Origin of the sequence: Diplocloster hominis (assembly GCF_032380655.1) — a bacterium.
Classification (GTDB): domain Bacteria; phylum Bacillota; class Clostridia; order Lachnospirales; family Lachnospiraceae; genus Diplocloster; species Diplocloster hominis.
On the sequence record NZ_JAWDIY010000029.1, the window covers coordinates 24,916 to 48,671 of the forward strand.

The 23,756-nt window shown below is 49.6% G+C and carries 15 protein-coding genes and 1 tRNA gene; 12 read left to right on the top strand and 4 right to left on the bottom strand.

The genetic code is table 11. The annotated features are described in order from the left end of the window. Nucleotides 1-25 precede the first annotated feature (25 nt). The 5 genes from ABC831_RS20630 to ABC831_RS20650 all read left to right on the top strand — a co-directional run bounded on the left by ABC831_RS20630 (nucleotide 26) and on the right by ABC831_RS20650 (nucleotide 14,704). On the top strand, nucleotides 26-8,284 hold the full coding sequence (locus tag ABC831_RS20630; RefSeq protein ID WP_343249955.1) for a discoidin domain-containing protein: 8,259 nt from the start codon (nucleotides 26-28) through the stop codon (nucleotides 8,282-8,284). Between the two features lie 107 nt (nucleotides 8,285-8,391). Further along, on the top strand, nucleotides 8,392-9,354 hold the full coding sequence (locus ABC831_RS20635; RefSeq protein WP_343249956.1) for a type I phosphomannose isomerase catalytic subunit: 963 nt from the start codon (nucleotides 8,392-8,394) through the stop codon (nucleotides 9,352-9,354). A 97-nt stretch (nucleotides 9,355-9,451) separates the two neighbouring features. Continuing rightward, on the top strand, nucleotides 9,452-11,194 hold the full coding sequence (locus tag ABC831_RS20640) for a cache domain-containing sensor histidine kinase (RefSeq protein ID WP_343249957.1): 1,743 nt from the start codon (nucleotides 9,452-9,454) through the stop codon (nucleotides 11,192-11,194). Then, the gene (locus tag ABC831_RS20645; protein ID WP_343249958.1) at nucleotides 11,191-12,804 is read left to right on the top strand and encodes a response regulator; all 1,614 of its coding nucleotides are present in this window, start codon (nucleotides 11,191-11,193) and stop codon (nucleotides 12,802-12,804) included. Before ABC831_RS20640 ends, ABC831_RS20645 begins: the two co-directional genes overlap by 4 nt. 109 nt (nucleotides 12,805-12,913) lie before the next feature. Beyond that, nucleotides 12,914-14,704: a phospho-sugar mutase gene (locus ABC831_RS20650; protein WP_343249982.1), complete on the top strand. Its 1,791-nt coding sequence runs from the start codon at nucleotides 12,914-12,916 to the stop codon at nucleotides 14,702-14,704. Here the strand turns inward: ABC831_RS20650 and ABC831_RS20655 are convergent. The 3 genes from ABC831_RS20655 to ABC831_RS20660 all read right to left on the bottom strand — a co-directional run bounded on the left by ABC831_RS20655 (nucleotide 14,701) and on the right by ABC831_RS20660 (nucleotide 16,085). After that, a complete protein-coding gene (locus ABC831_RS20655; protein ID WP_343249959.1) occupies nucleotides 14,701-15,483 on the bottom strand; it encodes a Fic family protein in 783 nt (260 codons plus the stop codon). The genes ABC831_RS20650 and ABC831_RS20655 overlap by 4 nt on opposite strands. A 146-nt stretch (nucleotides 15,484-15,629) precedes the next feature. Further along, nucleotides 15,630-15,815, bottom strand: coding sequence for a substrate-binding domain-containing protein (locus ABC831_RS26565; protein WP_425524611.1), 186 nt, complete (start codon nucleotides 15,813-15,815; stop codon nucleotides 15,630-15,632). 199 nt (nucleotides 15,816-16,014) lie between these two features. Next, nucleotides 16,015-16,085 (bottom strand) — tRNA-Gly (locus tag ABC831_RS20660). Nucleotides 16,086-16,286: 201 nt separating this feature from the next. On the opposite strand from ABC831_RS20660, the gene ABC831_RS20665 reads away from it, so the two are divergent. Continuing rightward, on the top strand, nucleotides 16,287-16,910 hold the full coding sequence (locus tag ABC831_RS20665) for a DedA family protein (protein ID WP_343249960.1): 624 nt from the start codon (nucleotides 16,287-16,289) through the stop codon (nucleotides 16,908-16,910). A gap of 47 nt (nucleotides 16,911-16,957) precedes the next feature. On the opposite strand, the gene ABC831_RS20670 is transcribed toward ABC831_RS20665, so the two are convergent. After that, nucleotides 16,958-17,194, bottom strand: coding sequence for a hypothetical protein (locus ABC831_RS20670; RefSeq protein WP_343249961.1), 237 nt, complete (start codon nucleotides 17,192-17,194; stop codon nucleotides 16,958-16,960). A 227-nt stretch (nucleotides 17,195-17,421) separates the two neighbouring features. On the opposite strand from ABC831_RS20670, the gene thyA reads away from it, so the two are divergent. The 6 genes from thyA to ABC831_RS20700 all read left to right on the top strand — a co-directional run bounded on the left by thyA (nucleotide 17,422) and on the right by ABC831_RS20700 (nucleotide 23,679). Next, nucleotides 17,422-18,270 (top strand): thymidylate synthase, encoded by an 849-nt coding sequence (gene thyA, locus ABC831_RS20675; protein ID WP_343249962.1) that lies wholly within the window; start codon nucleotides 17,422-17,424, stop codon nucleotides 18,268-18,270. A 60-nt stretch (nucleotides 18,271-18,330) separates the two neighbouring features. Next, the gene (locus tag ABC831_RS20680; RefSeq protein ID WP_343249963.1) at nucleotides 18,331-18,819 is read left to right on the top strand and encodes a dihydrofolate reductase; all 489 of its coding nucleotides are present in this window, start codon (nucleotides 18,331-18,333) and stop codon (nucleotides 18,817-18,819) included. A gap of 33 nt (nucleotides 18,820-18,852) precedes the next feature. Next, the gene (locus ABC831_RS20685; RefSeq protein WP_343249964.1) at nucleotides 18,853-20,049 is read left to right on the top strand and encodes a GGDEF domain-containing protein; all 1,197 of its coding nucleotides are present in this window, start codon (nucleotides 18,853-18,855) and stop codon (nucleotides 20,047-20,049) included. Nucleotides 20,050-20,238: 189 nt separating this feature from the next. Next, entirely contained in the window at nucleotides 20,239-21,309 is a 1,071-nt protein-coding gene (locus ABC831_RS20690; protein ID WP_343249965.1) for a branched-chain amino acid aminotransferase, read from the top strand. A gap of 569 nt (nucleotides 21,310-21,878) precedes the next feature. Continuing rightward, entirely contained in the window at nucleotides 21,879-22,601 is a 723-nt protein-coding gene (locus tag ABC831_RS20695) for a GntR family transcriptional regulator (protein WP_343249966.1), read from the top strand. 31 nt (nucleotides 22,602-22,632) lie between these two features. Further along, the gene (locus ABC831_RS20700) at nucleotides 22,633-23,679 is read left to right on the top strand and encodes a sugar ABC transporter substrate-binding protein (protein WP_343249967.1); all 1,047 of its coding nucleotides are present in this window, start codon (nucleotides 22,633-22,635) and stop codon (nucleotides 23,677-23,679) included. The last annotated feature ends 77 nt before the right edge of the window (nucleotides 23,680-23,756 follow it).

Genomic DNA, 23,756 nt, shown 5'->3' on the forward strand with positions numbered 1-23,756 from the left:
AAAAAGGAGAAAGAGAGGTTAGGGGATGCAGACAAGTAACTTGAAAAGATTGTCGCAGACACTGCTGTTTGGCCTTCTGTGTGTGATGGCCTGCCTGTTTATGGACAGCCGGGCGCTGGCGGCTGAAACGGGAAAAGTGATCTATGTCTCAGCAGAGACCGGAAGCGACAGGAATGACGGAAGCAAAGACGCTCCGTACCAGACGATTAACAAGGCTGCCCAGGAAGCGTATCCGGGGGATACGGTCCTTGTACAGGCAGGGATTTATCGGGAGACGGTAAGGCCGGCCCGGGGCGGTACCAGTGAACAGAACCGGATCACCTATGTGGCAGAAGATCCTAAAAATGTGGTAATCAAAGGTTCCGAGCAGATCACCGCCTGGGAGCAGGAGGGAGACATATGGAAGGTCGAGCTTGAGAATGATTTCTTTGGCGATTATAATCCATACACCAAAGGACATGGGAAAGATACGTTTGACTATTTTCCCATCTATAACTGCGGGGATGTCTACTTAAACGGGGAAGCCTATTACCAGAAGAAAGACAGCTCCGACGTAGCGAAAGACTCGAAGAGCTGGTGCTCCGTGGTGGATGAAAATACAGGTAGCACGACGATCTATGCCAACTTCGGAGATGCCGACCCCAATAAGGAGCTGGCGGAGATCAATGTGCGCCAGCAGTGTTTCGCGCCGGCCGAATGGGGACTGGCCTTTATCACAGTGGATGGATTCCGGGTGGAGCACTCGGCAAATATGTATTCGGACTTCCCGGGATATCCGGAGCATTGCCAGTCCGGTGCGATCAGCACCAACGGCGGACTCAAATGGATTATCGAGAACTGTACGATCATCCATGCGCGTTCCATCGCGATCGACATCGGCCTGCGCTGCGATATGTGGGCAGGTAACCGGGACCCCAGAAATAATCATCCCGAGGATAAAAAATATTTTACCAGCTACAAGGATATCGATAAGTACGGACAGCATATTGTCAGAAACAACCTGATCCAGAAAAGCGGCCAGTGCGGAATCGCCGGCGTGTTTTCCTGGAAATCCCAGATTCTGAACAATGTGATCGAAGACACCAACTACCGGAATGAATTCGTCGCGGCAGAGACTGCAGGAATCAAGCTGCACTACTGCAATGACGGTCTGGTGAAGGGCAACTATGTCCGCAATACCACCGGCGGCGGCACGGCAGGAATCTGGACTGACTGGGGCAACCAGGGTATCCGGATTACCCAGAACGTGGTTATCAAAAGCAACTGGGGTTACTACTGTGAAGCGGTCGTTGGACCGATCCTGGTAGACAACAATATCTTCATCGACAGCAACCAGTTCCGTTCTCTGGACGGCGCCGGTGTTGTATTTGCCAACAACTTATTCTTCAACGAAGGCATGGCCTACGACGGAGAAGGACGGAACTGTATGGTATTTGAGCCCCATACGATGAATGACAGGGAAGTGTATTCTTCTCCTCAGTATTTTATGTGGTATAACAACATTTCCATCAAAAAACCGATCGCCAAACCCAAAGGCACAAATAGCCGAATGGAAGGCAATGCGTCGAACGTTGGATCGAACTTTACCTACAGAGCCGGCACGGATTCGGTTACCATTTCATTTGACATGGATGATTCCGTATTCGGCGGACGCCAGATGGTAAATCCTGCTCTGATCGGAGATATCTATCCGGCAGGCGAAAGTATCCGGGCGATTGTGAATAAGGACTTCTTCGACAAGAAATATGATCAGGACAACATGGTGGCGGGACCCTTCGCGGATATCAAAGAAGGAAAAAATACCTATACCATTTGGCCGAGGGCAGATGTGACAGCTCCGGAATCCTCTGCGGTAACCGCTGAGAATCTTGCACTGGATAAGAAAACCGAATGTTCTACCCTGACAGGGGATAACACCTCCGGCAATGCGGTAGACGGCAACACCGGTTCCCGCTGGGAATCCGCCCAGACGGATAATGAGTGGTTCCTGGTAGACTTAGGCGACATCTATGATCTTACAACAGTGAAGATTATCTGGGAAAACGCATATGGAAAAGGGTATAACATCCAGGTATCCGAGAATAAAGAGGACTGGACGCCGGTTTATGCCACGGATAACGGAGACGGGGGCACGGATTTAATCGAATGCAAAGCCAAGGCCCGGTATGTGAAATTAACAGGGACAGAGCGCGGAAGCAAATTCGGCTATTCTATCTATGAGTTTGAAGTTTACGGAGCTCAGGATGAAACCACAACCGTCGCGCCGGTATTCGAAAAAATGGATGACCAGAACGTGGATGAGGGCAAGAACCTTACTTTCACCGTCCATGCAAAGGACAGCCAGAGCAAAGCCATCACCTATGGTGTGCTGGGAAGCCTGCCAAGAGGCGCGCAGCTGGATTCTGTGACAGGTGTATTCAACTGGACGCCGGACGCGGATCAGAGCGGCAAATATCCGATCAGCTTTACCGCTGACAACGGGGAGGAAAAGGCAACCAGGACATTGTTAATCACGGTAAATGACAAGCTGGCTGCGGACACGGCAGCTCCCGTATTCGAGGATCAGACCCTTACCGCATCCGATATCGGCGAGACCAGCGCAGTTTTGAGCTGGACAGCGGCGAAGGATGACAGCGGTGTGGCGGAATATCTGCTCTACCGGGATGGAAAGCTGATGAAATCCCTGGAAGCGGATCAGACCAGCGCAGAAGTAACCGGATTAAGCGCCGGCCAGAACTATCATTTCCGGGTACAGGCTGTGGATACTTACGGCAATGCCAGCAGCGAGGGGGAAGGACCTTCCTCCGAGGTAAAGACCCTGAGCGCAAATTATGGAGCGGCCCTCGGAATCTCAAAGACTTACCCGAAACAATATTCCGACTGGGCGAATTCCTTTGTAGCCGGAAACGGAAAGATCGGTATCATGGTATTCGGTGATCCGCTGAAAGAGACCACGATATTCAATGACAGGAAGTTCTTCATGGCTGCCACCACGGACAGACCTACCCGGCAGATCAATGATGTGAGCCAGGAAGATCTGGATCAGATCAAAGAGTACCTGGTGAACGAACAGTGGAAGGAAGCCAATACGCTGGCCAATCAGGTACATGGCTGGAAGGATGGCGGCGAGGGCGATAAGCACCCTGGTTACAAAATGATGCTGGAAATGCTGGGAGACGGAGGAACCGTACAGGATTATTCCCGGATCTGCGATTATTCTACCGGCGAGATCTCCGTAAACTGGACGGATGAGAGGGGAACATGGAGACGTACTTCCTTTGTATCCCGTCAGGACAACGTGGCCGTTCAGTATCTGACCAAGCCTGATCAGGCGGATGATTTCAGCTGTACCGTACAGCTGACCACAGACCCTGATATGCATATGGTGGACAGAGGCGTGACCTATACAGATGCTTCGACAGAGGATTATCTGAATATCCGTGCGGTCTATCCCAATGCGGGCGGCGCGGGATACGAAGGTGTCACGAGAGTAGTTACCGACGGAACCAAGAGCCTGGATGCTGATGGCAAGATGACCATTTCCAACGCTACCTATGTGCTGCTGTTAACGAAAAATGAAAAGTATTACACCGACTGTGAAGCTGGCTTTCGTGCCGGGACTCTGCAGGCGGAGCTAGCCAAAGTGACCGATAATTATGACACGCTGATGGAAGGCCAGATCGCTACACACAAAGAGATCTATGACCGTGTCAGTATGGATCTGAACGCACCTTCCGAGGAACGGATGCTTCCCAACGAAGAACTGCTGGCCATGCAGAAAACATCTGCGACACCGGTGCTGGCGCTTTACGAGAAGATCTTTGCGGCGGGAAGATATCATTATCTGTCTTCCAGCAGCGAGGTGGCGCCTCCGGATCTGTTAGGACTGTGGACCGGTGACAGCAAGGTTGGCTGGAGCGGATATTACCATCTGGATGCGAACTTAAATCTGCAGATATCCAGCGGAAATATCGGTAACATGCCGGAAGCGATGGAGGGCTACTTCCATCTGATCGAAGCCTGGAAAGATGATTTCCAGACTAACGCAATGAAACTGCTGAAGTGCCGGGGCTTATTGACCGGAGGTAATTCACCGGGAGAAATCTCCGGAATCATATCGTCACTGAATTACGATTATCCTTACCAGTATGTAACGGGCGGGGAAGCATGGTTATTGTACCCGTTCTGGGAATACTACCAGATTACCAGGGATGAGGACTTCCTTAGGAACGACCTGTATCCGATGATTAAGGAACTGGGCTATTTCTACGAAGACTTCCTGACCGAAAAAGATGAGAACGGCAACTTTATATTCGCAGGATCGATCTCTCCGGAAAACCGTCCGGCAGGATTGGACGCTGTTCTGGTGAACAATTCCACCTTTGATATCACGGGTGCCAGGTTCGCCCTGGAGACTCTGCTTGAGACCTGCGAAATCCTTGGAATAGAGGAAAGCGAAGATGCGCCGATCTCCAAATGGCAGTCGATCCTGAACGATCTTCCGCCGGTGCTGATCAATGACGACGGCGCCCTGGCCGAATACTCCTGGCCGAGCCTGATGAACAGGGAACAGTACGGACACCGCCATTCCAGCCAGCTGATTGGGGTATGGCCCTATGGAATGATCAATGCAGAGGATACGCCGGAGCTTTACGACGCAGCCCGGATTACCCTGCAGAAAAAAGACGGCGGCAGTTATGAAAACGCAGGACATGGCCTGCTCCATGCGGCTATGAATGCGGCGAAATTAAACAACGGGGAATCCGTGGGCGCGAAACTGATGCGGTTCTTAAAAGACGGGTTCTATTATGACGGCCTGACCACCGCTCACTATAACAACCGCGGAACCTTCTGTACCGACGTAGCCAACACCGTACCGGGTGTTATGATGGAAATGTGTATGTCTTCGGATGAGAATTCCATCGAACTGGCACCCGCCATCCCTTCTGGCCTGGCGACTGGCTCCATTTCCGGGCTGAAGGCTAAATGTCAGGTAACCCTCGACAATATGACATGGGATATGAACGAAGGAACCATCAACTGCACACTGACCTCAGATGTGGACCAGACGATCACCGTAATCGAGCGTTCCGGTATCGGAAGCTTCGAGACATCCGCGGATGTGGAGAATTCCGGGCTTGGGGACATCGCGAAAAAAGTTACCCTGAAAGCGGGAGAGAGTACGGATATCAGTATCCGCGTTGCCCAGGAAGTGGAGAGAAACCTGGCTCTGAATAAGCCTGCCTTTGCTTCCTCCCAGTCCAATGATGAGCAGCCCGCGCAAGCGGCCGTTGACGGAAGCATGGGAACCCGCTGGGGAGCAAGCGAAGAGCCTGACAACTGGTTCTATGTGGATCTGGAGCAGGAATATAACATCCAGAAAGTGAAGATCAACTGGGAAGATTCCTATGCGAAGCAGTATAAACTCCAGGTATCCGGTAACGGAACAGACTGGGAAGATGTGTATCTCAATGAGGATAACCAGGGAGGATTAAACGAAATAACCCTGGATGTCAACGCACAGTATGTGAAAATGCAGGGAATACAGAATTCCGGCCAGTGGGGAATCTCCATCTGGGAGTTCGAAGTATACGGGGAAACCCCGAAGCCTCCGGTGAACCTGGCATTGAACAAGCCGGCAGCAGCCAGCAGCTTTTCGGAAGGCCAGCAAAGAGATCCCTTCTATGCGTTTGACGGAGACACGGGAACACGCTGGGGATGCTCGGAAGACCCGGACAACTGGATCTATGTGGACCTGCAGGATACCTATCTCATAGACTCTGTAGTTTTGAACTGGGAGGATTCTTACGCCAGAGAATATAAGATCCAGGTCTCGGATGACGCACAAGAATGGACGGATGCCTATGTAGTGACTGACAGTCCCGGCGGTGTCGAAAAAATAAAACTGGATCAGCCGGTAGAAGCACGCTATGTGAAGATGCAGGGCGTCAGAAAAGCTGGCCAGTGGGGCTACTCTATCTGGGAATTTGAAGTGTACGGCAGGGAACTGCCTCCTCCGGAGAACGTAGCATTGAACAAACCTGCTTACGCCATGAGTCAGTCCAATGAAAACCAGGGACCGGAGAAAGCATTTGACGGTATCACAGACAGTAATGATTCCAGATGGGGCGCCAGCGAGAAGGAGGACAACTGGATCTATGTAGACCTGGAAGCCTACTATGATATTTCCAATATCAAAATCTTCTGGGAAGCTTCCTATGCAATGGAATATAAAGTACAGGTATCCATGGACGGCAAAAACTGGACCGATGTCTATGAACAGACGAATTTCGAAGGCGGACTGGATGACATTGCGCTGGAAACCACGGCACGCTATGTGAAGATGCAGAGTGTACGCAAGTCCCTGCAATGGGGAATCTCGATCTATGAGATGGAAGTCTACGGAAGGCTGTCCAAGGACCAGAATCCGGATCTGAACCATGCGCCTGTATTTACGGAAATGGAACCTCAGACAGCAGCCGTGGGAGAAGAGATCACGTTCCAGGTAGCGGCAGCAGATGAGGATGGCGACGAGCTGACCTATGCACTGACAGAAGGACAGCCCGACGGAGCCGAGTTCGATGCGGCCACAGGAACTTTCCGCTGGACACCGGAGGAACCCGGAAATATCGAGCTTACGTTCACCGTAACAGACGGAAAAGAGACCGCAGAGATGACCGTTACCATTCAAGTAAGCGGTCTTACAGATACCACAGCACCGACATGGCCGCAAGGCAGCAGCCTGACCGCGTCCGGGATAAGTGCGCAGGCGGTTAAGATTACCTGGCCCCAGGCACAGGATGACACAGCGGTCATCGCTTATCTGGTCTATCTGAATGACGAATTGACAGATACACTGGAAGGCAGTGCGGTCGATTATACTTACCTGAATCTGAGTCCGGAAACGGAATATACACTTAAGGTGGCAGCAGCCGATGCAGCCGGTAATCTAAGCGATGCTCTGGAAACCAAGGTATCTACCACCGCACAAGGCACAACAGATAAGAACCCGCTGATCGATGCGGTTGCCGAAGCCAGAGCAAAAGATGAGACATTATATACGGCGGATACCTGGGAAGCTTTACAGAACGCCATATCCGAAGCGGAAGGTGTTATATTGGATGAGAATGCGACGCCGGAAGCTGTAGCGGAGCAGCTCACGAAGCTGGATGCCGCGGTAGCAGGACTGGTGAAAAAGCCGGCGGATACCAAAGCGTTGACAGATGCACTGGCAGAGCTGGAAGGCAGGGATTTGACCCAGTATACGGATGAAACTGTGCAGGCATTAAACGCGGCGGTACAAGAGGCGCAGGATCTGCTGGCACAGAATCCGGGCATCGATGACCAGGAACTGGTTAATCAGAAATTGGATGCCCTTAATAATGCGGTTGACGGATTAGTGAAAAAACCGGCGGATACGAAAGCACTGGCGGATAAACTGGCAGAAGCGCAAGGCAAGGACCTGACCTCGTATACGGATGAAACTGCCGGAGCCTTAAAGGAGGCGATCCAGGCGGCGAAAGATCTGTTGGCCCAGAATCCGACGATCGATGCGCAGGAACAGGTAAACCAGAAACTGGAAGCCCTGAACCAGGCAATCGCGGGACTGATCGAAAAAGAACCGGAACCGACGCCTACGCCGACCCCTACGCCCACACCGACGCCAACCCCGACGCCTACACCCACACCTACGCCAACCCCTACGCCAACCCCTACTCCTACGCCAACCCCGGATGGATTCTATGACCTTGACGAGACTACGGGAATTTATGCACAGGCAGTGAGCAAAGTAGTGCCGGAGGATACACAGCTTCAGACCTTTGTACTCACGGAGGAGGAGCAGATTAAGGATATCGAAGCTGCACTTGACCAGGTAAGCAGTAAGTTCACGGTATTTGATATCAGCCTGATCAAAGACCATTCAGCCGTAAAACCCAACGGAAAGGTTCAGGTAAGCATACCGGTTCCGGCGGGATATGACACGACTAAACTGGCGCTGTATCACTTTGGCAGCGGAGAAGGCATCCATTTTGAAATAATCGATGGATATCTGGTATTTGAGACCGACAGTTTCAGCAGATATGTGGTCGCGGAAAAGAACAAGACACCGCAGCCGTCCACGGATGACCAATCCTCTGGACAGTCCCACAGCCAGGATTCCCAGACCACAGCGGCGCAGACTTCCGATGAAGCGCCGGTTGGATTCCTGATCATGCTGACAGCAGCAGCTGGAATCGCGATTCTGGTGATCTGGAAAAAACGCAGAAGTTTAACACAGGAATAAGCAGCAAAACTCCCGGCCAGGAGGGTGTCCCAAATCATCCGGCAGATGCAGGAGGGCACCCGGCTGACGGGAATACCAGGAAAAAGCACAGATAGGAAGGACGGGACATGAGTCAGGAGCTTTTATTCCTGGAGCCGATTTTTAAAGAAAAGATATGGGGCGGGGGACGTCTGAAACAGGAATTCGGTTACCCCGTCCCTTTTGAAAAGACCGGGGAATGCTGGGCGGTGAGTGCCCGGCAGGATGGGGACTGCCGTGTGATAAGCAAAACCTACCGGGATTGGACCTTAAGTGAGCTGTGGAACAGGAAGCGGCAGCTGTTCGGGAATCTGCCGGGGGACCAGTTCCCGTTGCTGATCAAGATTCTGGACGCCAGGGAAGATTTAAGTATCCAGGTGCATCCGGATGATACTTATGCCAGGCTCCATGAAAACGGCCAGGCGGGGAAATCTGAATGCTGGTATATCCTGGACTGTGAGCCCGGGGCATCTGTCATACTCGGGCACCGGGCGGCCAACAGACAGGAATTAAGAAAACTGGTCCTGGAGAAACGATGGGAGGAACTGGTGCAAAAGATCCCGGTACACAAAGGGGACTTTTTCCAGATCGATCCTGGCAGTATCCATTCGATCGGGGGAGGAATCCTGATCCTGGAGATCCAGCAGAACAGTGATCTGACCTACCGGGTCTATGATTTTGACCGGTTGGACGATAAGACGCCCAGGGAGCTTCAGCTGGAACAGAGCCTGGAAGTGATGCAGGCCCCTTACCGGCCGGTACCCATCGAGGCCAAAACCATCAGCGGACGGAATTACAGAAGGACTGAGCTATATCAGTGCAGGCATTATAGTGTCGGCAAACTGGAGACATTCGGACATACGAGATTGGAAACGGGCAATTTTATATGCCTCAGTGTGATCGGAGGAAACGGATGGATCGACGGAGTTCCATTAGAAAAAGGAGACCATTTGATTATACCAAATGGTTACGGCAGCTTTATTTTGGAAGGAAAGCTGACCATCATTACATCGGCACCAGGGGTGCGAAAAGCCGTAGCGCAGGGGTACTGACGCGTACGGCTTTTGGCCGTTTCTATGCCTGTACCGGAAAGTAGACGTTCATTACTGTTTGTGCCGCCAACGAAAAGGCGGCGGAATGGAGTTTGGGATGAAAAATAAATTCAGCAGCCTGCAGTACAAAATAAATATCATCGTACTGCTTATCGCGGTAATTCCGATTATTTTGGTGGGGACGATCTCTTACCGGCAGTCTGTGAAAATCGTCAACAATCAGATTACGCAGGCGAATTTGAATACCGTCCAGCAGACGGCGGATAATATCAATTCCATGTTCGTGGCTTTGGACTCTATGGTAATGGAGATGTGGAGGGATGAAGCGTTTATGGAATGCCTGCGTCCGTCCTCTCCGACCTCCAGGGAATTAGTCTATGATCTGCTGGCGGCGCAGCAGCGGGTCAATCACTATATTGTATTCAATACAGATGTATACTCCGTCTATGTAAAAGCTTATAACGGGCTGGAGTTCGACACCATGAGCGCGAAAAATACGATCGAACCGGAACTGGAGCAGCAGCTGGTAAAACAGCAGGGGAAATGTACGATCATCCAGGATCAGATCCTGGATTTTGACGGTTCTCCTCAAAATGTATTTTCTCTGCTGAGGGTCTTAAAAGATCCAAGTGACCTGTCCAGGGATTTCGCGATTATTAAGGTAAATGTGCTGGAAAAAGACGTGTCCGGTATTTATCAGTCGAATTTGCTGTGCGAGGGCAGTGAGACAGTCATCGTGGATCAGGATGAAAAGATCGTATCCGCTGTGAAGAAGGAAGATATCGGAAGCTTTCTGGGGGAGAAAGGGTTTAAAATAGAGGATACGGACAAGGCCGGTAATTATTTTACAAAAGAGATCAACGGGGTGAAATGTCTGCTGACTGCGGTCAACTTAAAAGCAACGGGATGGAAGCTGGTAAATTATGTTCCGTTAAAAGAACTTACCAGGGACAGCCGCATCATTCAGCAGGTGACGGTACTGACCATCGTGATCAGTATCTTTTTCTGTTTCCTGTGTACCAGTATCTTCACCAAGAGTGTGCTGAAGCCTTTGCGGGAGCTGGCCCGGTCCATGAGTAATCTGGAGAAGGAAAATTTCAATATCGTATTGCCGGAAGAGGGACAGGATGAGGTGGCTTTGGTTTGCCGCAGCTTTAATAAAATGACGAAAAAGTTAAATGAGCTGATCAATGAGGTATATGCAGTTCAGATCAAACAGAAAGAGGCACAACTGCAGGTGTTATATGAACAGATCAATCCTCATTTTTTATATAATACGTTAAATACGATCTACTGGATGTGCAAGATCGAGAAAGCATGTGAGAGTGCAAAGCTGGTGGACAGCCTGTCCAAGCTGTTCCGGCTGAGCCTGAACAGCGGGAGCGAATTTACCACAGTGGAGAAGGAGATCGAATATCTGAACTATTATATCGCCATACAAAAGAAGCGGTATGAAGAAACGATCGCGTTCGAACTGGATATCGAAAAGGGCACACAGGAATGCAGAACGATCAAGCTTGTATTCCAGCCCCTGGTGGAAAATGCCATTTACCATGGAATCGAGAAGAAAGGGAGTAACGGGACGATCCATATATCGGTCTGGCGGGAGGAGAAAAGCCTGTATTTCCAGGTGCAGGACGACGGAGCCGGGGCGGACGAACGAAGTGTGGCCAGGCTGCTGACCCAGCCGGGTGAGGATAACCGGGGGTTTGCCATTCGAAACGTACACGACCGTGTCCGGCTTCATTATGGGGAGCCCTATGGACTTAAGTTTAGGAGCAAGATCGGGTCAGGGACGGTAGTGACTGTGACACAGCCATTAGAGGAGGAGAATCTATGACAAAGGTTATTCTGGTAGATGACGAGGCGATCGTCCGCAGAGGGATCGCCTGCAGTGTGGGATGGGAAAAATATGGAGTGGAAATAGCGGCGGAGGCTCCCAATGGGGAGATCGCACTGGAAAAATGTCTTGAGATAAAGCCGGATATCGTGATCACAGATATCCGTATGCCCCAGATGGATGGGCTGGAATTAGCGCGCAGATTAAAGGAACAGCTTCCGGACACCCGAATCATTATTCTGAGCGGATACGAGGATTTTGCCTATGCGAAACAAGCGATCGTGATCGGTGTGAATGAATATCTGGTAAAACCGGTCAATGAGCAGGAACTGATCGATACGATCCGCAGGCTTCAGGAACAGATCCGGGAGGAACAGACGAAAGACGATGGCAGAAAGCAGTCGGAAAACCTGGTCAACCGGAATATCGCCGCCCTGCGCACCAGATTTGCCCATCGTCTGTTGATGCGGGAATTTAACGAGCGGGATGTGATCCTCAGTGAGGCATCGGAACTGAAAGTGAACCTGTCTGGCTGCCGCTACGGGGTTTTTCTGATTGATCTGGATATCGCATACGAAATACTGGGAAAGGGCATGGAGAAAGACAGGGAAATCTACAAATTTGCGGTTTGCAACATCGGGGAAGAAATCCTGTTCCGGAACACATCCGGCAAAGGCATGGTCATCTGGACGGAGCGGATGAGTTTTGTGGGAATCATGAGTATGGAACGGCTGGAGCGCTTCTCGCAGCTGGATATCTTAAGGGAGGTGCAGGAAGCCCTGGAACTTTATCTGGAGCTGGATGTCTCCATTAGCCTGGGGAACATCTATCCATCGATCCTGTCGGTTCCCGACTCTTATGAGGAAGCAAAGGAAGCCATGGCGGAACGTTTTTATACCGGAAGGCGCAGTATACTGGCATATTCTGAGTATCAGGAGGAGAAGAAGAGGGACTATCATTACCCGCTGTCTGAAGAGAAAAAAGCGGTAAAATATCTGGAGGCCATGGATGAGGAAAGCCTGTGCCGGCTCTTGAATGATATCTTTGAAGCATTTGCCCAGGCACGAATCCAGGAGACGAAGGTAAAGGATTTTTGCTGCCGGCTGGTCAATGCGCTGACCAACCGGGCGGAAGAGCTGGGAGTTGACAGTTTTGCCTGTCTGGAAAAATCCCTGAATGTCTATGTGGATATCCAGAAATTCAGGCTGCTGGATGAAATCCGGGTGTGGGTTCTGGACCTGGCGGGAAAACTGCAGCAGGGAATGCGGGAAAAAAAGAGCAGAAATTATTCCAATATCGTCGGGATCGCTATGCGTTATATGCGCGAGCATTACCAGCAGGACCTGACTCTGGCGGAGATATCCGATCGGATCGGGGTCTCTCCCAGTTATTTCAGTAAAGTATTCAAGCAGGAGACCGGGATTAATTTTGTGGACTGGCTGAACCAGCAGCGGATCGAGAAGGCCCAGCAGATGATGCGGGAGGGAAACAGCAAGATCTATGAGATCGCGGAGGAGGTCGGTTTTTCCGATTACAAATATTTCTCCATGATCTTTAAGAAATACACCGGCTGCACGCCGAAACAGTATCAAAAAGGAAGAATGAAATAACCCGGCGCATCTGCTGTGCCGGTCATTGGAAGATCAGTTATCAGAGGATCAGTTCATGGAGGATAAGACATTGGAGGATAACAGGAAGAACGGGAAGAGGGTTGAACAGATGATACACTCTCCCCTGAATATAAGGCGCGCTAAAAGCGCCGCGGAAAGAAAATATGAGGAATGGTGCGCCAGTCCATATTATGATGAAGAAACCAAGAGGGAATTACAGGGGCTTACGGCTGCCAAGATCGAGGAACAGTTCGGCAGCGATCTGGAATTCGGAACCGGAGGGATGCGGGGCATCATGGGAGCAGGCACGAACCGGATGAACCGCTATGTGGTGCGCAGGGCTACCCAGGGATTGGCCAATGCGCTTCTGAAACAGTACAAAACCCAGGGGGAAAGAAGGGACAGCCAGGAGGGGAAGGAGGCCCGGCCAGCGCTTCAGGTGGCCATCGCCTATGACTCCAGGAACAATTCGGCGAAGTTTGCCATGGAGGCCGCGGTGTGCCTGTGTGCCAATGGAATCAGGGTCTGGCTGTATGAATCCCTGCGTCCTACCCCGCAGCTGTCGTTCACCGTACGGCGGCTTTCCTGCGCGGCCGGGATCGTGATTACAGCCAGCCATAACCCCCCGGAATACAACGGCTATAAGGTATACGGCGGTGACGGGGCCCAGATCACAGCTCCTATGGACCGGGAGATCATGGAGCAGATTCAGGACATACACAGCACGGCCCGGATCCGGATTATGGACGAGACGAAGGCCCGGGAGAGCGGCTTGCTCCGCCTGGCCGGAGATGATATGGATGTCCGGTACCTGCAGTCGGTAAAAAGCTGCCTGTTGGAGGCGGAAGCCGTAAGACAGACGGCAGGCAGCCTGAGGATCGTATATACACCGCTCCATGGCACCGGAAATGTTCCGGTGAGAAGACTGCTTAAGGAATTGGGATTTGTGAACACATTTATCGTAGAGGAGCAGGCAGTGCCGGATGGTGATTTTCCCACCGTATCCAGTCCAAACCCGGAGAATCCCGAAGCCTTCTCCCTGGCCTTGCGGCTGGCAAAGCAGGCGGATGCGGATCTGGTGTTTGCGACGGACCCGGATGCGGACCGGTTTGGCGCCTATGTGAAAAAAGGCGGGGGCGGATATCTGGCGCTTACCGGTAATATGGCGGGGGCCCTCATCTGTGAATACCGGCTGGAACGCTTGAAGGAAGCGGGGAAGCTGCCGGAAAACGGTGCCATCGTGACAACCATCGTGTCCGGTAAGATGACGGAGGCTATCGCCGCCCGATATGGTGTCCACCGGATGGAGACTCTCACCGGCTTTAAGTATATCGGGGAACAGATCCGGCGGTTTGAGCAGGAGGGTAATTATGAATTCTTATTTGGTTACGAAGAGAGCTTCGGCTGTCTGGCCGGAACTTATGCCAGGGATAAAGACGCGGCCTGCGGCGTGCTGTGCCTGTGCGAGGCAGCGGCTTATTACAGGAGCCGGGGCATCAGTCTGGCAGAGCAGATGCAAAAGCTTTGGGACACATACGGATACTATCAGGAACATCTGGTCAGCAGAACCGCAGCAGGCATGGACGGTATGGAGAAAATCCGGCAGACCATGGAAAGGCTGCGCAGAGAACAGCCAGACGAAATCATGGGATATCAGGTACAAAGAGTCCGGGATTATCTGACCGGAACCGTCTATAATAAGACAGGACATCCGATGGGGAAAACAAAGCTTCCCGCATCCAATGTCCTGTACTATGAGCTGGAGGATTCAGCCTGGTGCTGTGTCCGTCCCTCCGGCACAGAGCCCAAAGTGAAGTTTTATTGCGGCGTCAGGGGAAAATCCGGGGAGGACGCCATTAAGAGGTCGGAGGAGCTCTGTAATTGGAACGGCTGGCTTTAACCTTCCAGCTTCAGCAGCCTGCAGTAATCCTTCTGCGTATCCAGCACACACTGCCCGATCAGTTCGATAAAGGGATCGGGGTTTTTGCGGGTCTGGGCTTCGATCAGAGCATTCACATATTCCTCTTTCCGGTCGGGAGAGATCGAGACAGCGCTGTATCCGTCGCGGATCAGCAGATAGTTCATCAATAATCTGCCGGTCCGCCCGTTTCCGTCGGTAAACGGATGGATATCCAGCAGCCGTTTCAGCGCCATAGCCGCCCGCTCGATGGGATGCAGTGTGGCTGCGGAGGATAGGATCTGATCGATAAAGTGGGACATCAGATGAGGAACATCCTCCGACAGAGGGGGGATATATTCCGTTCCGGGTATATAGACCGGCATATCCCGGTATACACCGGCGGTATCCAGATCGATTTTCTGGTAAAATAGAAAATGCAGTTTTTTGATCATATCTTCGGTCAGCGTGGCCTGCGGGTCTCTGGCACAGGAGAGCATGTAATCATAGGCGTTGGCGTGCCCCACCACCTCAAGATAGGCTTTCAGAGGTTTTTCACCGGATACGGTTCCTTTTACCAGCAGCAGCCTGGTTTCCTCCAGTGTCAGTGCGTTGCCTTCCAGAGCGTTACTGCTGTAGGAGAGGCCGGTTCGGAAATAGCGGTCCAGGGAAGCCTGTTCATCCGCCGGTATGGAGCGGGCGGTCTTAAGCCGGTCCCTGTAAGTGTCTGCTTCCTGGAAAAGATTCTGTTTCATCATGTCGATCACTGCCCTTTCTTGCATATAATATTTTTAACGGATTCATTCTGGTGTTCCATCCGGCCAGAAACCATAGTATCAGCACTAGGTACTTACTAAATTATAACACCGGGAAAAGTGTGCAGCAAGGGGGCAGGGTGATAAACGGATGGGATCTAAACGGATGGGATCTATATTGGCTTACGTGAATTGTTTGCCAGTTTTTTCACACTGTTTCGTTCAACCAGCTCGGTGGAGATTTCAATTTTAATATGATTTTCCGGTTTCTTATAAAGCTGCCGGTCCAATAAAGCAACAGCAGCTTTTCCCAGAGCTTCTTTCGAAACCCGCATGGTGGAAAGAGGAGGGTCCAGCATATGGGGTGGAAAAAAGCGGTTGAAATGGTTGTGACAGGTAAGAAATCCGCAGAGTAAGCTTACAGATATTGCCTAAAAGAGGCTGGCGGGAAATGAACAAGTCATACCAGATATGGAAATAATAGCAGATTTCACATCAATATCTGGTAGGCTAATTCTATTTCCCGACAGCCCCTTGCCGCAATTTTGCATCAAAAAAAGCGGATAACGGGAATCGAACCCGCCTATCCAGCTTGGGAAGCTGGTGTTCTACCAATGAACTATATCCGCATCGCATATACTATTATGTGTGGTTTTATGCAAAAAGTCAAGAAAAAATTTTAATTCGGCAGTATAACCAAATCTTCCAGAAACTACGTGGAGAAAAGGGCCTGTCCCCGTATACCGGCCCATCCGAAAAAAAACGCCAAAGCATATTTAACCCGGGTCCTGACATATAATGAAGCAACCGCCAATTTAACCGGAGAACCTATGCAGGATATCGTAATCAAAATTATGAATGAATATGGTTATCTGGGCATCATATTCCTGATCTTTATTGAAAATATATTTCCGCCCATACCGTCCGAGGTCATTTTAACCTTCGGCGGCTTTCTGACCACCTGTACCGTGATGAATGTACCCGGCGTGGTCGTTTTCGCCACGGTAGGGTCCGTGATGGGCGCCTTTCTTCTATACTATTTAGGCTATTTTCTTTCCCCATCCAGGCAGGAACAGCTGATCAACGGAAAAGCAGGAAAATTCCTGCACCTGAAAATGGAAAGCTTCCAAAAGGGACAGTCGTGGTTCGAAAAACACGGGAACACGACCGTCTTTTTCTGCCGTTTTATCCCCATTATCCGCAGTGTCATATCCGTACCGGCAGGGATGGCAGGAATGGACATCGGAAAATTCACGATACTGACGACCCTCGGGTCCTTCGGCTGGAATCTGGTATTAGTATCCCTGGGAGCCTGGGCCGGCAAGTCCTGGGAAAGAATCGCAGGCTACATGAAGGAATATGCGCTGGTGGGAAAAGGAATCCTGATCGCGGCCGTAGTAATCTGGATTTACCGCTGGCTTAAGCGCAAGAAGAAAACTATCTGTGAAAAATAATTGGCTCCCCTGGAGGATGGCTGCAATAATGGTTAGCACCGAAGGTTTCAAAGCTCCCAGATGCCCTTTTGACACAAACGGGCATCCTTCATACGATTGGCCTTTCGCAACTCAGTAGCTGCCCAACGAATATCATACTGCCAGGTGTAGAAAAGATCTCCGGAATTCCTAAGTTCATCCTGATAATGCTCCCATACATATTTACATACTCCGATAATATCCGATTGTCCTCCCAAAGCCCTAAGCGATTGATACAGAACTTCCGCTAAATCGACTCTAGTCATGGCGTTACCTCCCTTAACTTTATAACATTAGGTTCATTATAGCATATCGCAGCCAGAGCGAGAGAAACTATTTTCTGTTTTTCGTTATATCAAGTATAAAGTGCCGCCTATTTCTTTAATTTTCAAAGAGAATTCCTCCTCCCCTATGGATGAGTAAAAAATTTCATGCTATAATGAAACAGACTTGCAGATTCGTAATCCGGGAAAAGAACAGGAGGTAGGAAACGATGAGCTATGCAGACGATTTATTTATCCGTATGTGTAAAGACATACTGGAAAACGGGACAAGTACGGAAGGAGAAAAGGTCCGCCCTCACTGGGAGGATGGGGCCTCGGCCTATACGATAAAGAAATTTGGTGTTGTGAACCGGTATGATTTATCCAGAGAATTTCCGGCGCTGACCTTAAGGAAAACCGCGGTTAAGAGCGCTACCGATGAAATGCTCTGGATCTGGCAGAGAAAATCCAATAACATCCAGGATCTGAACAGCCATATCTGGGACAGCTGGGCCGATGAGGAAGGTTCGATCGGGAAGGCGTACGGTTACCAGATGCAGGTGAAACATCAGTACCGGGAAGGGCTGATGGATCAGGTAGACCGGGTGATCTATGATCTGAAACATAATCCGTACAGCAGACGGATTATGACAAATCTGTATGTACATCAGGATCTGCATGAGATGAATCTGTATCCCTGCGCATATAGTATGACTTTTAATGTCACGAAGGAAAAGAACAGTGATAAGCTTAAGTTAAATGCGATTCTGAATCAGCGGTCCCAGGATATCCTGACGGCAAATAACTGGAATGTGGTACAGTATTCGGTGCTGGTATATATGCTGGCCCAGGTCTGTGACATGGTCCCGGGGGAACTGGTACATGTCATCGCGGACGCCCATATTTATGACCGGCATATACCACTGGTGGAGGAACTGATTACCCGCCCCACATATGCAGCTCCTACATTTAAGCTGAACCCGGAAATTAAGAATTTCTATGACTTTACAGTCCGGGATATTACAGTGGAAAATTATGAGGCCGGACCTCAGATTACCAATATACCGGTGGCCATATAAGCCGAAGGATTTGATAAAGGAGCAGACAAAAAAGGTGCTTGGAAAAGGAGTTATCAGAATATGAATATAATTGTAGCAGTAGACAGCAACTGGGCGATCGGAAAAGATAACAGCCTGCTGGTCAGCATTCCGTCGGATCACAAATTTTTCCGGGAGATGACTACGGGTAAAGTGGTGGTGCTGGGACGTAAGACACTGGAGACGTTTCCCAATGGCCTGCCGCTTAAGAACCGCACGAATATTATTCTTTCCACGGACCCGGCTTATCATGTAAAGGATGCCATTGTGGTACACAGTGTGGACGAGCTGTTGGAAGAACTGAAGAGATATCCGTCCGGGGATGTATTCATTATCGGAGGAGAGAGCGTATACCGGCAGCTTCTGCCTTATTGTGATACGGCCCACGTGACCAAAATCGATCACGAATATGATGCCGACAGCTATTTCCCGGATCTGGATCAGATGCCGGATTGGGAGATTACCGGAGACAGCGAGGAACAGACGTATTTTGATCTGGAATACCGGTTTTTGCGCTATCAAAAGAAATAAAAGTAAGAGTACGGAATAAGGTTGGAGAAAGACATGGACGTAAAAGACAGGATCAGGCATGTGGTAGAGCCTGTATTGACAAAAGAACAAAAGTGTCGCTTCCGCGAATATTATCCGGGTAAGATCTATAGAGTGGAGCGAAATATCGGCTTGGTTGTTGCAGGAACCCAGTTCTGTATGATGCTTATCTTCTTTTTCCTGAAGGGTGACTACGTAATGGAGGGAGACGGAAGATTTTATTTGTATTTATATCTGTATCTGTTTCTGGTGACAGTCATCCTGATTCCGGTTTATATGAATCTTGTGAGACGAAAAAAATATGCTGTTCTGGCCTGGCTCAGACGGGGGTATGTGCTCGCCATGTGTGTCTGGGTTATGGGGATCACAGTACTTGACCAGATACATGGCAGCGGACTGGGAGTATTCTGTTATCTGATTCCTACCATGGCGGCTGTTTTGCTGATGTCACCGGCGGAGAGTTTTGTGATATTCGGCGGCCAGTGGATTGTCCTTTTGCTGATCCTGACCATGATGGGTATCAATCCGGACAACCTGTTTTCCAGCATTGTGAACAGTTTCTTTGTCACTGTTCTGGCTGTCTTTATTTCTATGAGGTATTACCGCAGTATGGAGGTGGAATTCCGGGACAGGGATATAATCGAGTCCCAATATAAAGAGATCGAAAAAGTAAATGAAAAACTGAGTGTCATGGTGAATACGGATCAGCTGACCGGTTTAAATAACCGAAGGTATCTGTCGGAGGTGATCTCCGGCAAGTTTGAAGAGTATAAGACTCAGAATTGTTTTATGGAGATACTGATGCTGGATATTGATTTTTTCAAACAGTATAATGATACTTACGGACATGTACAGGGCGACGCCTGCCTGCGGGAGATATCCTCCATCATCAGAGATTGCATCAGTCAGGAGAACGTAGTGGTAATTCGATATGGCGGGGAAGAGTTTCTGATTATGCATTGCCTCCCTGGAGACTGCCATTGCATCGGTGAAAACGGCGCAGGGGACAGTCTGGCGGATTGCATCCAGGCCAGGATTCGTAAGGCGGGGATTCCAAGAAATGATACCTTCCGGGATCATGTTACTGTAAGTATCGGAATCTGGCGGGGCCGGCTGCAGCAGTCGGATCATATGGAAAAACTGATATCCCACGCGGATGAGGCTCTTTACAAGGCGAAGAAGGCGGGAAGGGACTGCGTTCAATATTATTGATACAACATTATATCTTGATTGCGCGCAATCATGCCCCTCCTAGGGAATGCACACTTCGCGCTAAGGAAAGTGCTCCGGCGCAGACATAATGTCTGTCGACATTATTTCATATAAATAAACATTGACAATCAAAGGAAAAAGGTCAATAATAGGAAAATAAATTCAGTATACGGAAGGAAGAGGAGCAGTATGTTAGATATCAGAGTTGAGAAAACCACAAGTCCGAAGCCGATTCCGGACAAAGATAATCCGCTGGTATTCGGTACGATCTTTACGGATCACATGTTTGTCATGGATTACGAAAAGGAAAAGGGTTGGTATGACCCCAGGATCGTGCCTTATGCACCGATCTCCTTGGAGCCCTCCGCCATGGTATTCCATTATGGCCAGGAAATGTTCGAGGGACTCAAGGCATATAAGACCGAAGATGGCAGGACCCTGCTGTTCCGCCCTGATAAAAATATAGAGAGAGCTAATAATTCTAACAGAAGGCTGTGTATCCCCGAGATCAATCCGGAGGATTTCCTGCAGGCCATCAAAGCTGTGGTAAAAATGGACGAAGCCTGGATTCCCGTGAAAGAGGGTACCTCCCTTTACATCCGTCCCTTCGTGATCGCAACCGATCCGTTCCTGGGGGTCAGACCGTCCGATACCTATAAGTTTATGATCATCTTATCGCCGGTCGGCGCTTATTATCCGGAAGGCTTAAATCCCGTGAAGATCTGGATCGAGGACGAATACGTCCGTGCGGTCAAGGGCGGAATCGGAGAGGCTAAGACCGGAGGAAACTACGTGGCCAGCCTGGCTTCCCAGGTAAAGGCTCATGATGAGGGATATTCCCAGGTACTCTGGCTGGACGGCGTGCACCGCAAGTATATAGAAGAAGTCGGTGCCATGAATATTTTCTTCAAGATCAATGGAACAGTAGTTACACCCAAACTAAACGGCAGTATCCTTCCGGGTGTTACCAGGAATTCCTGTATCGCGCTTTGCAGGGAATGGGGCCTGCCGGTGGAAGAACGGCAGATTTCCGTGGATGAGATCCTGGAAGCGGCCAAGAGCGGTACCATGGAAGAAGTCTGGGGAACCGGAACCGCGGCAGTGATCTCGCCGGTTGGCGCCCTTCGGTTTGAAGACGAAGTGATGCAGATCCAGGATGGAGGAATCGGTCCGGTCAGCCATAAACTGTATGATACGGTGACCGGTATCCAGACAGGGAAGATCGATGACTTTATGGACTGGACGGTGGAGGTTAGATAGAGAGAAAGATAAGGTTCTGAGCGGGCAGTTCTTGCGGTTGCCGCGAAGATTTCCTCTTGATGAAAACAGACAGACGTGAAAGTGCTTCTGATCAGACTTAAGGACGGATTGAACAAAAGTCGGGAGAAACCTGATTCACAGAGCATGGGACAATCTTGCCAATCGGCAAGACAAATACCGGGCTATGCGAATCAGGTCTCTCCCGACTTTTGTTCGATCCGTTCTTAGATCTGGCCTAAATGACAAGGATTTGCGTGATATGATTACTATTCATGGCAAAATGGTATCGTTATATGTGTAAGAGATTTGCATAGTATGTTGACATGACAACAAGTCAAGATTATAATGGAAATATATTTTTAGAATTAAAGAAGGAGGATAAGAGAATCGGTAATAGATAAGGAGAAGTGAGGTATTTCATGCGTTTTACCCGATTTTATTGAAAACTCAACTTGATATATTAACATATCAAAAAAGTGCTTGACAAATATAAAATAAGAGAATATTATATTGATATATCAAGTATGTCAATATAATAACCTCTTCAAAAATGATATGAGGTGAAAGAAATGATTGACAGAACGAATCCAATCCCAATGTACCTGCAGGTTAAGCGTGAATTGGAAAAGATGATTAAATCCGGGGAGTTAAAACCCGGAGACAGGATCTATTCGGAAAGCGAACTGTGTGAGAAATATAATGTCAGCCGGATAACGGCGAAGAAATCCCTGGATGAATTGGTGCAGGATGGCTGTGTTTACCGTATGCAGGGACGAGGCAGCTTTGTGCAGGGGCCGAAGATCGACCATAAGCTTTCGAATTTTTATTCCTTTACGGAGGAGGTGAAAGCCAGAGGGATGATCGCACAGTCGATCATTCTGAATACAGAGGTTGTAGTTCCAAATCAGGAAGTAGTTGAAAATTTAAATTTGGAATCAGATGAAAAAGTTTACTTTATACGGCGTTTACGGATGGCAAATGATGCGATTATCGCCTTGGACCATTCCTACATTCCTTGTTCCATGTGTGAACATCTGACGAAAGAGGATCTCACAAACCATTCACTGTACGAAATGCTGAATATGCAGGGAGTGGTACCGGATAAAGCGGTGGAATCCTTTCTAGCTGTGGGATTAAATGAGGAAGAAGCTAATTTGCTGGGGGAAAAAGTTGGCACAGCCTCATTGAAAGTATGTCGTAAGACTTATAGCAAGAACCGTTTGATTGAGTATAATTACCGGTTCTATAAGGGGAATCAGTATTGCTATACCGTAGAGCTGAATGTGAAATAAAATAGCTGGAATAGCAAAGGAGAGAGTATTGATGAAGAAGAGAGTTTCGATGTTTGCAGGGCTTTTGATGGCGGTGGCACTGGTATGCACAGCCTGCTCCGCGAAAGCGGAGGACGCTTCCGCTCAGGCTAAAGACACGCCGAAGGAAACAGCGCAGGCAGAAACGCCGGCTGCGGTGGAAACACCGGCAGACAAGAAAGATGCTTCAAGCGGGGAATTTAAAACAGAAGGCCTGAAGATCGCTTATACTTGTCAGGACTTGACGAATACATATTTTGTGGAGGTATCCAGAGGGGTACAGGCCCGGTGTGATGAGCTGGGGATCGAAGTCAACATCGTAGACGGTAAAGCGGATGTGGCGAATCAGATAACCGCATTCGAAAACTTTATATCCCAGAAGCTGGATGGTATTATCATCAGTCCCATCGATGAGACTGCGCTGGTGCCGTCTGTGAAGTCGGCGCAGGATGCCGGAATCCCTGTCATATCCGGAAACCAGCTGGTAGAGGGAAGCGATGCGTTTATCACTGTACCGGAGTATGAATATGGTTTTGCGATCGGTGAGGAAGCCGGCAAGTGGATCAAAGAGAAACTGGACGGAAAAGCCAAGGTGGCAATCTTTGATTATCCGGAACTGGAATCGGTCATTGAACGGGGAAACGGAATCCAGGATGGGATCTTAAGCCAGGCTCCCGACGCGGATATCGTGGCGAGACAGAGCGCTAACAACGCGGAGAAAGGCATGGCGAACATGGAAAATATCCTGCAGGCAAATCCCGATGTGGAAGTACTGGCCTGTGTGAACGACGCGGGAGCGTTAGGAGCTTACGAGGCTGTCATGGCTGCCCATAAGGACAGCGACCGTTTCTTTATCGGAGGGCTGGATGCCACGGATGAAGCTCTGAATAAGATCAAAGAAGGCAGCATCTACCGTGCGACGGTGGACATTCAGCCCTTTGAATCCGGCAAATTATTCGTAGATACCTTGATCAAGGTAATGCAGGAAGGCCCTATCAAAGAGACGATTAACATTCCCATGAAGGTGGTTAACGCTTCTAACATCAGCGACTATAAGTAATTGATGAAGGGATTATTATCTGCAGTATAAAATTTAATTCCCCACTATTCTAAAATGGTGGGGAATTCTTTTACAAA

What these genes read in the sequence shown, in the direction of transcription:
- ABC831_RS20630 (WP_343249955.1), top strand. Translation starts at nt 26, where the DNA reads ATGCAGACAAGTAACTTGAAAAGATTGTCGCAGACACTGCTGTTTGGC.
- ABC831_RS20635 (WP_343249956.1), top strand. Translation starts at nt 8,392, where the DNA reads ATGAGTCAGGAGCTTTTATTCCTGGAGCCGATTTTTAAAGAAAAGATA.
- ABC831_RS20640 (WP_343249957.1), top strand. Translation starts at nt 9,452, where the DNA reads ATGAAAAATAAATTCAGCAGCCTGCAGTACAAAATAAATATCATCGTA.
- ABC831_RS20645 (WP_343249958.1), top strand. Translation starts at nt 11,191, where the DNA reads ATGACAAAGGTTATTCTGGTAGATGACGAGGCGATCGTCCGCAGAGGG.
- ABC831_RS20650 (WP_343249982.1), top strand. Translation starts at nt 12,914, where the DNA reads ATGATACACTCTCCCCTGAATATAAGGCGCGCTAAAAGCGCCGCGGAA.
- ABC831_RS20655 (WP_343249959.1), bottom strand. Translation starts at nt 15,483, where the DNA reads ATGCAAGAAAGGGCAGTGATCGACATGATGAAACAGAATCTTTTCCAG.
- ABC831_RS26565 (WP_425524611.1), bottom strand. Translation starts at nt 15,815, where the DNA reads ATGCTGGACCCTCCTCTTTCCACCATGCGGGTTTCGAAAGAAGCTCTG.
- ABC831_RS20665 (WP_343249960.1), top strand. Translation starts at nt 16,287, where the DNA reads ATGCAGGATATCGTAATCAAAATTATGAATGAATATGGTTATCTGGGC.
- ABC831_RS20670 (WP_343249961.1), bottom strand. Translation starts at nt 17,194, where the DNA reads ATGACTAGAGTCGATTTAGCGGAAGTTCTGTATCAATCGCTTAGGGCT.
- thyA (WP_343249962.1), top strand. Translation starts at nt 17,422, where the DNA reads ATGAGCTATGCAGACGATTTATTTATCCGTATGTGTAAAGACATACTG.
- ABC831_RS20680 (WP_343249963.1), top strand. Translation starts at nt 18,331, where the DNA reads ATGAATATAATTGTAGCAGTAGACAGCAACTGGGCGATCGGAAAAGAT.
- ABC831_RS20685 (WP_343249964.1), top strand. Translation starts at nt 18,853, where the DNA reads ATGGACGTAAAAGACAGGATCAGGCATGTGGTAGAGCCTGTATTGACA.
- ABC831_RS20690 (WP_343249965.1), top strand. Translation starts at nt 20,239, where the DNA reads ATGTTAGATATCAGAGTTGAGAAAACCACAAGTCCGAAGCCGATTCCG.
- ABC831_RS20695 (WP_343249966.1), top strand. Translation starts at nt 21,879, where the DNA reads ATGATTGACAGAACGAATCCAATCCCAATGTACCTGCAGGTTAAGCGT.
- ABC831_RS20700 (WP_343249967.1), top strand. Translation starts at nt 22,633, where the DNA reads ATGAAGAAGAGAGTTTCGATGTTTGCAGGGCTTTTGATGGCGGTGGCA.